The sequence below is a fragment of the Actinomadura xylanilytica genome (assembly GCF_030283145.1).
In the GTDB taxonomy this organism is placed as follows: domain Bacteria; phylum Actinomycetota; class Actinomycetes; order Streptosporangiales; family Streptosporangiaceae; genus Spirillospora; species Spirillospora xylanilytica.
Genome location: NZ_JASNWE010000002.1, coordinates 22,770 through 33,734 on the forward strand (window position 1 = coordinate 22,770; position 10,965 = coordinate 33,734).

9 protein-coding genes are annotated in these 10,965 nt (G+C 73.5%); 5 read left to right on the forward strand and 4 right to left on the reverse strand.

The window, feature by feature from the left end; genetic code table 11:
* Window positions 1–16: 16 nt before the first annotated feature.
* From QP090_RS11180 to QP090_RS11190, 3 genes are all read right to left on the reverse strand, one after another.
* Window positions 17–1,816, reverse strand: a complete 1,800-nt coding sequence (locus QP090_RS11180; protein WP_285940062.1) for an alkyl/aryl-sulfatase — start codon at window positions 1,814–1,816, stop codon at window positions 17–19.
* Between the two features lie 200 nt (window positions 1,817–2,016).
* Complete coding sequence (locus tag QP090_RS11185) at window positions 2,017–2,481, reverse strand: hypothetical protein (RefSeq protein ID WP_285938655.1); 465 nt, start codon at window positions 2,479–2,481, stop codon at window positions 2,017–2,019.
* A gap of 156 nt (window positions 2,482–2,637) precedes the next feature.
* On the reverse strand, window positions 2,638–5,586 hold the full coding sequence (locus tag QP090_RS11190) for a helix-turn-helix transcriptional regulator (RefSeq protein ID WP_285938657.1): 2,949 nt from the start codon (window positions 5,584–5,586) through the stop codon (window positions 2,638–2,640).
* A gap of 404 nt (window positions 5,587–5,990) precedes the next feature.
* On the opposite strand from QP090_RS11190, the gene QP090_RS11195 reads away from it, so the two are divergent.
* From QP090_RS11195 to QP090_RS11205, 3 genes are all read left to right on the forward strand, one after another.
* Window positions 5,991–6,536, forward strand: coding sequence for a dihydrofolate reductase family protein (locus QP090_RS11195; RefSeq protein WP_285938658.1), 546 nt, complete (start codon window positions 5,991–5,993; stop codon window positions 6,534–6,536).
* 30 nt (window positions 6,537–6,566) lie between these two features.
* The gene (locus tag QP090_RS11200; RefSeq protein ID WP_285938659.1) at window positions 6,567–7,409 is read left to right on the forward strand and encodes an alpha/beta fold hydrolase; all 843 of its coding nucleotides are present in this window, start codon (window positions 6,567–6,569) and stop codon (window positions 7,407–7,409) included.
* Between the two features lie 204 nt (window positions 7,410–7,613).
* Complete coding sequence (locus QP090_RS11205; protein WP_285938661.1) at window positions 7,614–8,006, forward strand: DUF1801 domain-containing protein; 393 nt, start codon at window positions 7,614–7,616, stop codon at window positions 8,004–8,006.
* A 45-nt stretch (window positions 8,007–8,051) separates the two neighbouring features.
* On the opposite strand, the gene QP090_RS11210 is transcribed toward QP090_RS11205, so the two are convergent.
* Window positions 8,052–8,864: an IclR family transcriptional regulator gene (locus QP090_RS11210; RefSeq protein ID WP_285938663.1), complete on the reverse strand. Its 813-nt coding sequence runs from the start codon at window positions 8,862–8,864 to the stop codon at window positions 8,052–8,054.
* Between the two features lie 129 nt (window positions 8,865–8,993).
* Between QP090_RS11210 and QP090_RS11215 the strand changes: the two genes are divergently transcribed.
* Window positions 8,994–9,893, forward strand: a complete 900-nt coding sequence (locus QP090_RS11215) for an acetaldehyde dehydrogenase (acetylating) (RefSeq protein WP_285938665.1) — start codon at window positions 8,994–8,996, stop codon at window positions 9,891–9,893.
* Window positions 9,890–10,954, forward strand: coding sequence for a 4-hydroxy-2-oxovalerate aldolase (gene dmpG, locus QP090_RS11220; protein ID WP_285938667.1), 1,065 nt, complete (start codon window positions 9,890–9,892; stop codon window positions 10,952–10,954). Before QP090_RS11215 ends, dmpG begins: the two co-directional genes overlap by 4 nt.
* Window positions 10,955–10,965: the final 11 nt, after the last annotated feature.

Consider the following 10,965-nt stretch of genomic DNA (forward strand, 5'->3'; position numbering starts at 1 on the left):
CGTCCGGCGCGGTGGCCTACGGGGTGACGATGTCGAAGTTGTGGTCGACGTCGTCGAGGAGGCCCATCAGGGTGGTGAGCGCCCCGCTGTCGCCGTCGGACCGGATGCCGCCGAGGTCTCCGGTGGCGACCAGGCCGAGCAGTTGCGGCTTGGTCAGGGTCAGGACGAGGTCGGCCGAGGTGCCGTCGTGGGAGCGGGTCTGGGTGAGGACGCCGTTGGCGAGGCTGAGGCGGACCTCTTCCTTGAGGTCGGTGAAGTTCCAGTCGATGGTCAGGCGGGTGTCCCAGGCCCGCGGCGCGTCGATGCGGATGGCGATGGAGTCGAAGACCTGGTCGATTCCGAGGGCCCGCACGACGTCGGGTGAGGCGCTGTCGAGGCTGATGGAGGGCTTGTTGCCGCGGAGCTCGGCCGCGCCCTGGAGATAGAAGTTGCGCCAGGTTCCGTTCTCGCTGCCGTGCCCGAGCTTGTCGTAGACGCCGGCGAGCATCTCGCGCGCCTCGGTGCTGCCGGGATCGGCGAACACGACGTAGTTGAGGAGCTGCGTCGCCCAGCGCATCTCGCCGGCGTCCACGGCGGCCCTGGCCTTGGGCAGGATCGCGTCGGCGCCCCCCATGATCTCCACGTGCCTGGCGGCCGACTCCGCGGGCGGCAGCTCCCACAGGTGGGCCGGGTTGCCGTCGAACCAGCCCATATAGCGCTGGTAGATCGCCTTGACGTTGTGCGAGACCGACCCGTAGTAGCCGTGGGTGTGCCAGGCGCGTTCCAGCGCGGGCGGCATCTGGATCATCTCGGCGATCTCGACGCCGGTGTACCCCTGGTTGAGCATCCGCAGCGTCTGGTCGTGCAGGTAGGCGTACAGATCGCGCTGCTCGGACAGGAACCCGGTGAGCTCGGCGGTGCCCCAGGTCGGCCAGTGGTGCGAGGCGAACAGCACGTCGGCGCCGGCGGCGAACAACTCGATCGCCTCGGTGAGGTAGCGCGCCCACAGGTGCGGGTCGCGCACCAGCGCGCCGCGCAGCGTCAGCACGTTGTGCAGGTTGTGGGTGGCGTTCTCGGCCATGCAGAGGGCGCGCCGGTCGGGAAAGGCGAAGTTCATCTCCGACGGAGCCTCGGTGCCGGGGGTGAGCTGGAAGACGATCCGGACGCCGTCCACCACCTCCTCCTGCCCGGTCTCGGTGATCGGCAGGTTGGGCTCGATCAGCGAGATGGTGCCGGTGGAGGTGGTCTGGCCGAGGCCCGCGCCGATGTGACCGTCCGGCCCCTTGGGCAGCTCCGCCCCGTACATGAAGACCGCCCGGCGGTTCATGGCGGCGCCGGCATAGACGTTCTCGGCGACGGCGTTCTCCAGGAACCCCGCTGGAGCGATGATCGGGATGACCGCGCCGTCGGGCACCACGCCGCGCACCCCGCCGAAGTGGTCGGCGTGCGAGTGGCTGTAGATGACCGCCGTGACGGCGCGGTCGCCCCGGTGCTCGCGATAGAGCGCGAGCGCGGCCTCCGCGCACTCGCCGGACAGCAGCGGGTCCACGACGATGACGCCGGTGTCGCCCTCGATGAAGGAGATGTTGGACAGGTCGAACCCGCGCACCTGGTAGACACCCGCGGCCACCTGGTACAGGCCGTGTTTGGCGGTCAGCTGCGACTGCCGCCACAGACTGGGGTTCGCGGTGTCCGGGCACGCGCCGTCCAAGAACGTGTAGGCGTCGAAGTTCCAGACCGTCCGCCCCGAGGCGTCCGTGATCGTCGACTGCGACGTGGTGCCGAGGTAGCCCTTGTCGGCGTTCTCGAAATCGGTCCGGTCCTCGAACGACGGCATGGCGTCCACGGCATCTCCTCGCCTGCTCACGATCTTCGCTCCCCCTACCTGCCCACCCGCCGGCAAGGCCGGCGCTATCTGGTGATCAAGAAACCCGGAGGCGACCGCGAAATACGGGAGGCAGGCCAGCCATGGCGAAGCGGGGCCGAGGGGTGGCCTCGGCCCCGCTTCGGGGGTCATCTCAGGTGATCAGCGATCGATCAGTGGAAGCTGAAGGACGCCGAGTCGACGGTCGCGGTGCCCGGGCACAGGAAGCTGCCCGAGGTCTTGGAGGCCGTGAACGGGCCGCCGGTGTAGGTCCGGGTCGTCCCCTGGCGGGCGAGCGAGAGGTTGCTCACGGAGTAGCCGCAGTTGAGGCCGCTCACGGTGGCGGTGACCCCGACCGACGGGGAGGTGGCGGTGCCGGCGGTGTCGTTGAAGGTGACCGTCGGGGAGTTGCTGAGGCCGACGGTGACGCCGCCGCCGCAGCTCGCGCTGATCGTGGTGTGGTCGACCGTCAGGGTGTTCGGGGGGGTGTTGCTGGTGGTCGCGTTGGTCCACGTGCAGGTCGTGCCGACCGCGGTGACGGAGCCGTCGACCTTGCCGGCTGCGGCGTAGGCGGGGGCTACCATGAGGCCGGTGGTGGTGAGGGCGGCGAGTCCTACGATCAGGCTGGCGGTTCTCATGCGGGGGGGTCCTTCCTCCTCGGACACTACGGCGGTCCTTCCGCCGTCGTCCGACGCGGCGCCGGTCTTCGCGGCGGGCTGGGTGGGAGCCCGGTGCCGGGTCGAACGTGAATCTCTCTCATAGTCACCGGATCGCCCGGCGGATGCCCCGTCCGATCAGGACAGGTTTAATCGCCGACCGCACCGTCCGCAGCGGCAGACGTGCGCGCCGTCGCCCGGACCCTCCGGTTCGAGGGCGTCGCGCAGCTCCCGGCGGCCGTTCACCTCGAGCTTCCGCATGGCGTTGGTCAGGTGGTACTTGACCGTCCGGTCCGAGATGCACAGGTCCGCGGCGATGTCCCGGTTCGTGTGGCCCGAGGCCGCCAGGTCGGCGATCTCCCGTTCCCTCGGGGACAGCCGGTTGCCGTAGCCCGGCCGGCCTCGCCGGTGCGGGACGGGCAGGCCGGTCTCCCGCATCAGCTCCTTCACCCGGTCGGCGTCCCAGGTGAGGCCGAGACCGGTGAACGTGCTCCAGGTGTCGCGCAGCAGGCCCGCGTCCGGTGCCTGCCCGGCGGAGATCCGGGAGCGCGCCTCGGCCGCGCAGGCATGGGCCGCCATCCGGGGGTCGGGCAACGCGGCGTATCCGCGGCGGGCGGACTCGTAGCCCTTCCACGCCAGGGCCATGTCGCCGTCCCGCTCGTTCAGCCGCGCCTCGGCGAAGACGAGCGCGGCGCGGGCGAGCGGCACGTCCCGGTCCGCCAGGGCACCGCGGTACCAGGGCAGCGCCGCGGACAGCAGATCGAGCGGAGCGAAGGGCAGCAGCGGTGCCGCCAGGACCCAGACCTGCTTGCGCGCCACCTCCTCCAGGACCCGGCCGGCCAGTGCGTGCCCGAGGCGCCGGCGGCCCGCCGTGAGCGCCACCCGGTTGACGTCCGCGGCGGCGTGGGCCGCGATGGCGAGCTCACCGATCCCGAGCGCGTCCTCGGCCACCGCCCGCAGCGCGCGCCGCGCGTCGTCCAGCCGGCCCTGGCCGGTGCGGACCTGCGCCGGCAGCAGCCGCGAGGCCGGCGGCCCGTCCGACGGAGGCTCACCGGCCGGAGGCTCATCGGCGGGGCCGCGCGCCTGCCTTGTGAAGCCGGTGTCGCCCATCGCCCAGCGGGCCCTCGCCGCAGTGGCCCGGAGCCGCGCGTCATAGGACCGCACGCCCGCGGCCAGCCCCCGCTCGACCAGTTCCAGGCTGCGCGGGTAGTGCCCGAGGTGCAGCGCCGCCTCGGCCAGGTCCGCCAGCCCCCGGACGAGGCGGACGTCCACGTCCGGCCGTCCGCCGCGAGCGGGCAGGGCGGCGACCGCGGCCCACGCCTCGGGGCTGCCGATCGTGAGGAGCAGGTGCGCGGCGGTGGTCAGCACGACCGCCCGAGCCATCGGATCGCCGGTTCGGGAGAGCGCCGTGCGGGCCCGTTCCAGGGAGGCCATCTGCGCGGGCAGGTCCCGGCCGGGCTGCCTGTTCGGCGTCGCGAGGAGGGCGTGCGCGATCGCCTGGAGGTCGGGGCGCGGAGCGAGATCTTCGAGCGCGGCGCACAGCGCGGCGGCGGTGTCGCGGGCCTCCCCGCCGGTCCCGGCGGACTCCAGCGCGAGCCAGGCCCGGAGCAGGAGCAGCTCGCCCCGCTGTACGGGAGAGGCGCCACGTTCGAGCGCCGCCGCTAACAGCGAGGCGGTCTCCGTGTTCCGTCCGCTGTCGCCCGGCCCGGTGCGTTCGGGCCCGGTGTCGGGGAGCGCGGTGTCAGCAAGCGCGGCGTCGGGGAGCGCGGTGTCGGCGAGCGTGGCCCAGCCGAGCTCGATCGCCAGCTCCGGCCACCGCTCCGGCGCGACCGCGTCCGACTGGAGGATCTCGCGCAGGTGGGTTCGAGCGGTCCCGAAGGAACCGGTGGCGGCGGCGACCGCGGCGACGGCCTCGGCGCTGGCCGCCCACCCGCGGACGTCGCCGGCCCGCCGGTGATGGTCGACCGCCTGCTCGACCATGCCGCGGCGGATCAGCTCCCGCGCCGCGGTGCCGTGCAGTTCGCGCCGCCGGTAGCCGGGAATGGACGCGTACAGGGCGATCCGGGCCAGTTCGTGGCGCGGTCTCACGGTGCCGCCGTCCTCACGGAGGAGCCCACGGCGGACCGCGTCCGCAAGCGCGGCGGCCGTCTCCTCGCCGCCCGTCCCGGCGACCGCGGCCACCAGGTCGGGTTCGGCCGGTCCGGCCAGCACGGCCGCGGCCTCCAGCACGGCGCCGCCGGTGGCGCCGAGGCTCCCGGCCAGCGCGACGATCTCCGCGGCGACCGCCTTCGGCGCCACGGCCCCGGCCTCCCCTCCCCCGACGAGGGCCCAGGCGCCGTCCAACGGACGGAGCAGGCCGAGGTCCCGGAGCAGCAGCGCGTCCTCGTGTACCGCGCGCGGTACGCCGCCGCTGCGCTCGTGAAGCCGTTCCGCCAGTTCAGGGGGGACGGCCGCCGTCCTGCCCAGGCTGTCGGCCGCCAGCCGTCCGGCGGCGGGCACCGACAGCGGCGCGAGCTGGATCCGGTCGGCGGCCGGCCCCGGCTCCGGCGGGTCCGCCGGGAACCCGCGGGTGAGCACCACCGACAGCTCCGGCGGCGGCCGGGCACTGATCATCCGGAGCAGTTCGACCGTGGCCTCGTCGGCCCACTGGAGATCCTCCAGTACCAGCACGGTCGGGCCGAGCTTGCCGAGCAGCTCGGCGGCGGCGCGCACCAGCCGGTGCCGGAGCAGCCGCGGTTCGCCCGGCGCCACGGGCGGCGGCGGCGGCAGGATGCCGGCCAGTTCGGGAAGCACCGTGCGCAGCACCCCGGTCAGCGGGCTGAGGCCCTGTGCGGGTGGGCGGCTCACGGCGGCGAGGGCCTCGATCACCGGTCCCAGCGGGCACGGCGCCCGCGCGGGGACGGCGTACCCGAGCAGCCGCCGCCGCCCGGCGAGCGCCCGGTCGGCGAGCGCCTCGCGCACCAGCCGGGTCTTCCCGGCGCCCGGCTCGCCCTCCACCACCACGACCGCGGGCGGACGGGCGAGTGCCGCCACCAGCGATGCCAGGTCGCGCTCGCGCTCGACCAGCGGCGGTTCCTGTGGCGGCATGACGGGCGACCTCCTGCCACTCGCCGGGATTTTCACACGGCGGCATCGCGCTGCCTAGCTCCCGTTCACGCCACTGTGACTAAGTGCCATGCCGCCCACCTGGCAGGAGCGAGAGTTGACACCATCTGGTTGACCGCACCACAGAACCGGTAAAAATCTGAGGCGGATGGGATGCGGCTGTTCGGAACGCTGCTCGCGGGGCCCGGCCCTTCCCAGGAAGAGATCGACCGCAGCATGCGCACGCTGCGCGCGGGATGCCCCGGACCCAGCGCGAGCCGGTCCCGGCAGCGGTGCCGCCGTCGTTGAATCTGGCTAAATCCTTCCTTCTCCGATCGCCTGTTGATGCAGGTCAGCCCTCTACGGAATCGTTGGCGACCAATGACGGAGACGAAGGGAGGCGCTGCATGACAGCGACACGGAAGATCGTGGCCGGGCTGTTCATCTCGCTTGACGGAGTGGTGGAGGCGCCGGAGAGCTGGCACTTCCCCTATCTGAACGAGGAGATGCAGGCGGCCGTCGGCGAGATGCACGCCGCGGCCGACACCCTGCTGCTGGGACGGGTGACCTATGAGTCCTTCGCCTCGGTCTGGCCGCACCAGACCGGTGAGCTGGCCGATCAGCTGAACGGCATCCCCAAACTGGTCGCCTCGACCACCCTGGGCGAACCCGAGTGGCAGAACTCGACCCTGCTGGACGGCGACGTCACCGGCGCCCTGGCCGAACTCAAGCGGCAGCCGGGCAAGAACATCCAGCTCTCCGGCAGCATCACCCTGACCCGGACGCTGCTGCACGCGGGCCTCATCGACGAGCTCCGCCTGATGGTCCACCCGATCGTGCTGGGCTCCGGGCAGCGGCTCTTCACCGAGGGCACCGGCCGGGTGCCGCTCAAGCTCACCGGATCCACCACGTTCAGCACCGGCGTGATCGACCTGGCCTACCGGCCGGCCTGAATCCACCCACTTCACAAGAACGGAACATCCATGCACGACGTTGAGACGAAGACGCTCCAAGTTCCCGGAGCGCAACTGCACTACGAGGTCCGCGGATCGGGGCCGCTGCTGCTGATGATCCCGGGCGCGCCCGCCGACGCGGGGGCGCTGGCCGGCCTGGCCGCGCTGCTGTCCGACCGGTACACCGTCGTCAGCTATGACCAGCGCGGGCTGTCCCGCAGCAGCCTGACGGGACCGCCCGAGGACCAGAGCGTCGCGGTCTTCAGCGAGGACGCCCACCGCCTCCTGGCGGTCCTGGGCGACGAGCCCGCCTACGTGCTGGGCAACAGCGGCGGCGCTCTCACCGCCCTGGACCTGGCGGCCCGCCACCCCGAGCAGGTGCGCGCCCTGGTCGTGCACGAGCCGCCGATCCCGGAGATCCTGCCCGACCCCGCGCACTGGCGGGCGAAGTTCCAGGAGGTCCGCGACACCTACACCGGTGAGGGCGTGGGGGCCGCGATGCAGAAGTTCATCGCCACCATCGAGGGAGACGGCGCCGCTCCCCCGGCGATGCCGGACCCTTCCCAGATGCCCCCCGAGGCGCTGGAGATGATGGGCCGGATCCAGGGGAACCTCGACTACTTCCTCGCCCACATGCTGGTGCCGGTGCTGCGCTTCGAGCCCGACGTCGCCGCGCTGCGCTCCGGCTCCGCGCCGATCGTCGTCGGCGTGGGTGCCGGTTCGCCCGAAGGCGTCCCCCTCCTGTCCGCCCTGGCGCTCGCCAAGCGTCTCGGCACCAAGGCGGTCGAGTTCCCCGGCGATCACCAGGGCCTGGCCTTCGACGCCGCCACCAGCGCCGAGATCGTCCATGACGCCTTCACCCGGACCGCCTGAGCGGAGGAGCGGCGGTCCAGCCCCGGACGCGACGTGAAGCGTCCCCACCCGGCCCGGCGTCCCCGAGCGCTCTGAGCGGAGCGCCGGGACGCCGGGGCGCGGGGCGATGACGGGCCGCGTCCAGCGCCTCATACCGGGCGCACCGCCCGGGCCGGCCGGAACACACGGACTCGGCAACGCGCCGACGAGCACGAGAGGACCACCATGCCAACGATCGATGACTACACCACTGGGCTCGACGGGACGCTCCAGGCGATCGCCGAGGGGCTCCGCGGCATCCTGGACGACGTCCTGCCGCACGCCGAGGGGAAGGTCTGGCACGGGCATCCGGTCTGGCTGGCGGACCGCCGCCCGGTCGCGGGGTTCAAGGCCCATCCCCGCTACGTGACCTTCATGATCTGGAACGCGGGCCCGATCACCGACCCGTCCGGGACCCTCACGCCCGGCCCGCGCATGGCGACGGTGCAGCTCGCCGCGGTCGAGGACCTCGACGCGGCGCGGGTGCGCGACTGGCTCGTCCAGGCGGTCGGATCCGGGGCGGACGGCGCGGCGCCGGACGCGGCGACCTCCAGCACGCGGGGGCCTTCGCGGATGTGAGGCTCTTGTGGTGTTCAGGCCAGGACGGCCGGCTTGAGCACCGCCTCACACCACGGGCGGAAGCCGGTGGGGGTGCTGGAGGCGGATCATGCGGATCGGCGCCGCGTCCCCGCCGGCCAGCGTCCGGGAGAGGGTGAGCGCGGCGGTGCGGACGGCCGGCGCGACCTGGCCGGTGCGCATCCGGCCGCTCCATCCCGACACCGAGAGCGCCCCGACGGCCAGCCCCTCGGTGTCCAGCACCGGGCAGGCGACGCAGACGATGCCCGCCCCGGACTCCTCGCGGTCGTAGGCCACCCCGTCACGGCGGATCCGGGCCAGCTCGCGGGCCATCAGCGCCGGTGCGGAGACCGCCCGTCCGGTGAGCCTCGGCAGTCCGGCGGCCAGCAGTTCCTCGGCCAGCGGCGGCGGCGAGCAGGCCAGGATCGCCTTGCCGACCCCGGTGGCCAGTGCGGGCAGCCGCCCGCCGACGCTGGACGGCAGCGCCGGGCCGCCCGCCGTGGGCAGGATCTCGACGTAGACGACCTCGTGCCCCTCCAGCACCGCCAGGTGGACGGTCTGCCGGGTGGCCTCGCGCAGGTCCGACATCAGCGGGAGCGCCGCCTCGCGCAGCACCCGCTGCCTCGGCACCCGCTGGCCGATCTCGAACAGCCGCAGCCCGAGCCGCACCCGTCCGCCCGCGTCTTCGAGGAGCCCGGTGCCCACCAGTTCGTGCGCGAGCCGGTGCACGGTGGAGCGGGGCAGCCCGGTGCGGCGGGCGATCTCGGCGGGGCCGAGCGCGTCGTCCTCGACCCGGAACGCGCCGAGGACCGCCGCGATGCGGCCGGACATCGATCCGTCGCCGGCTCCTCTCGGATGCATGCGTCCAACGTATCCGCCGGTCGGAACGGGCCCGTTCGGAGAGGCCGTCCCGTCTTGCGGGACGGCGGCCTTGTCGCACGGCCGGATCCGGCCCGACAGTGGCCCCATGGACCTGACCCTGGAGGTGGCATGAGCGGACGGCTGAGCGCGGCGATCGTCGGGCCGGGCAACATCGGCACCGATCTGCTGATCAAGCTGCTGCGCAGCGAGACGATCGAGGTCCACTCGATGGTCGGGGTGGATCCGGCGTCCGAGGGGCTGGCGCGCGCCCGCGAGCTCGGCGTGCGGACCAGCGCCGACGGCGTCGGCTGGCTGCTGTCCCGGGACGACCTGCCGGACCTGGTCTTCGAGGCCACGTCCGCGCGGGCGCACCTGGCGAACGCGCCGCGCTACGAGGCGGCGGGCGTCCAGGCGCTGGACCTGACGCCGGCGGCGATCGGGCCGTTCGTCTGCCCGCCGGTCAACCTGGACACCCTGGCGGACGTGCCGAACCTCAACCTGATCACCTGCGGCGGGCAGGCGACCATCCCGATCGTGCACGCGGTCTCGTCGGTGGTCCCGGTGCGCTACGCCGAGATCGTCGCCTCGATCGCGTCCCGCTCGGCGGGGCCGGGCACCCGCGCCAACATCGACGAGTTCACCCAGACCACGGCCCGCGCGATCGAGCGGGTCGGCGGCGCCGGCCGGGGCAAGGCGATCATCATCCTGAACCCGGTGGACCCGCCGATGATCATGCGGGACACGGTGTACTGCGCCATCCCGGCGGACGCCGACACCGCCGCGATCACCGCGTCGGTGCACGCGATGGCCGCCGCGGTCGCCGCGTACGTGCCCGGCTACGCGCTGCGCGCCGAGCCGCAGTTCGACGAGCCGCGCGAGGACTGGGGCGGCAGCGCCCGGGTCGCGGTGTTCCTGGAGGTGCGCGGCAACGGCGACCATCTCCCGCCGTGGGCGGGCAACCTCGACATCATGACGGCCGCTGCCGCCCGGGTGGGCGAGCAGCTCGCGCTGCGGAAGGTGACCTCATGACCCCGGCCCCTGCCCCTGCCCTCGGCGGCGAGCGCGTGCGGATCACCGACTCCACGCTGCGCGACGGCAGCCACGCGATGGCGCACCGGTTCACCGAGGAGCAGGTGCGCGGCGTGGTGCACGCGCTCGACGGCTCCGGGGTGGAGGTCATCGAGGTCACCCACGGGGACGGCCTCGGCGGCTCCTCGTTCAACTACGGGTTCTCGCTGGAGGACGAGCTCAAGCTGATCGCCGCCGCCGTGGACGAGGCGGAGCACGCCGAGATCGCGGTGCTGCTGCTGCCCGGCCTCGGCACCGTCCAGGACCTCGCCAGGGCGCACGGCGCGGGCGCGTCCGTGGCGCGCATCGCCACGCACTGCACCGAGGCGGACGTGTCCCTCCAGCACTTCGCGGCGGCCCGCGACCTCGGCATGGAGACCGTCGGGTTCCTGATGCTGTCGCACCGGATCGGCCCCGCCGAGCTGGCCCGGCAGGCCCGGATCATGGTGGACGGCGGCGCCCAGTGCGTCTACGTGGTCGACTCGGCGGGCGCGCTGCTGCTCGGCGACGCGCAGGCCCGGGTCGGCGCGCTGGTGGCGGAGATCGGCGCCGACGCGCAGGTCGGGTTCCACGGCCACCAGAACCTGTCGCTCGGCGTGGCCAACTCGGTGCTGGCCGCCCAGAACGGCGCCCGGCAGATCGACGGGGCGCTGTGCGCGCTCGGCGCGGGCGCGGGGAACGCGCCCACCGAGGTGGTCGCGGCGACGTTCGAGCGGCTGGGCATCACCACGGGCGTGGACGTCCAGGGCGTGCTGGCCGCCGCGCAGGACGTGGTCAGGCCGTTCGTGCCGCGGCTGCCGTCCATGGACCGGGGCGCCATCACGCAGGGGTACGCCGGGGTCTACTCCAGCTTCCTGCTGCATGCCGAGCGGGCCGCCCTGCGGTACGGCGTCGCGGCCCACGACATCCTCCAGCGGGTCGGCGAGGCCGGGTACGTCGGCGGCCAGGAGGACATGATCATCGATGTCGCGCTCCAGCTCGTCCGGGAGCGGGACCGGGCGGAGGCAGTGCGGCGCCGCTGATCCGTCCTAGG

What these genes read in the sequence shown, in the direction of transcription:
- QP090_RS11180 (WP_285940062.1), bottom strand. Translation starts at nt 1,816, where the DNA reads ATGCCGTCGTTCGAGGACCGGACCGATTTCGAGAACGCCGACAAGGGC.
- QP090_RS11185 (WP_285938655.1), bottom strand. Translation starts at nt 2,481, where the DNA reads ATGAGAACCGCCAGCCTGATCGTAGGACTCGCCGCCCTCACCACCACC.
- QP090_RS11190 (WP_285938657.1), bottom strand. Translation starts at nt 5,586, where the DNA reads ATGCCGCCACAGGAACCGCCGCTGGTCGAGCGCGAGCGCGACCTGGCA.
- QP090_RS11195 (WP_285938658.1), top strand. Translation starts at nt 5,991, where the DNA reads ATGACAGCGACACGGAAGATCGTGGCCGGGCTGTTCATCTCGCTTGAC.
- QP090_RS11200 (WP_285938659.1), top strand. Translation starts at nt 6,567, where the DNA reads ATGCACGACGTTGAGACGAAGACGCTCCAAGTTCCCGGAGCGCAACTG.
- QP090_RS11205 (WP_285938661.1), top strand. Translation starts at nt 7,614, where the DNA reads ATGCCAACGATCGATGACTACACCACTGGGCTCGACGGGACGCTCCAG.
- QP090_RS11210 (WP_285938663.1), bottom strand. Translation starts at nt 8,864, where the DNA reads ATGCATCCGAGAGGAGCCGGCGACGGATCGATGTCCGGCCGCATCGCG.
- QP090_RS11215 (WP_285938665.1), top strand. Translation starts at nt 8,994, where the DNA reads ATGAGCGGACGGCTGAGCGCGGCGATCGTCGGGCCGGGCAACATCGGC.
- dmpG (WP_285938667.1), top strand. Translation starts at nt 9,890, where the DNA reads ATGACCCCGGCCCCTGCCCCTGCCCTCGGCGGCGAGCGCGTGCGGATC.